General features: G+C 29.4%; 1 protein-coding gene. It reads right to left on the bottom strand.

The features are described 5' to 3' along the window. Positions 1 to 115: 115 nt before the first annotated feature. The gene (locus AC1DTM_RS31060; RefSeq protein ID WP_002013261.1) at positions 116 to 496 is read right to left on the bottom strand and encodes a nucleotide excision repair endonuclease; all 381 of its coding nucleotides are present in this window, start codon (positions 494 to 496) and stop codon (positions 116 to 118) included. Between the last annotated feature and the right edge of the window lie 61 nt (positions 497 to 557).

The raw sequence follows: 557 nt of genomic DNA, 5'->3' as shown, positions 1-557 counted from the left end.
CCTTATAAGGAGGAACAAATGCGAGAAAAATCATTACGGACAAAAATTACAAAGCTATATAAATAAAAACAATCCTAGTGTATGTACTAGGATTGTTTCATTTCGCTAATGTTGTTTATTTATAAAACACTTTATCAACGTTATATTTCGCTTTGTATTTATTAATGATGTAAGTTTCGTAAATTTCTCTTTCTGTTGGATCTTCTACGATACATGCATCGATACGGTATACTTCATCACGATTATTTTTGATTGGCGAAACATTATCTTCAAAATGCTTTTTAATACGTTGTCTAATTTTACGAGCTTTACCTACGAAAAGAAGTTCGTCATTAATATTGTAAAACATAAAAATGCCGCCTTTATCTCTAGGGAACAAGTGGAAATCGATAAAACCGTTAATTGGAGTAATTAATGGCTCATCTCCTTTAATAACTTGGTTACGTTCAGTAATTGAAACATCAGCTTCAGGAATATTAATTTTAATCAAGTTCATTCACGTCCTCTTTTATTATAAAGATAAATAATAGCATAAGTATGTAAGAAAAGCTATATTC

The sequence above is a fragment of the Bacillus sp. P4_D3 genome (assembly GCF_056401855.1).
Note: the sequence above shows the minus strand (reverse complement) of the source record. Positions and strands in the feature narration are given on the sequence as shown.

Coding starts and splice junctions, on each gene's coding strand:
- AC1DTM_RS31060 (WP_002013261.1), bottom strand. CDS start 496: ATGAACTTGATTAAAATTAATATTCCTGAAGCTGATGTTTCAATTACT.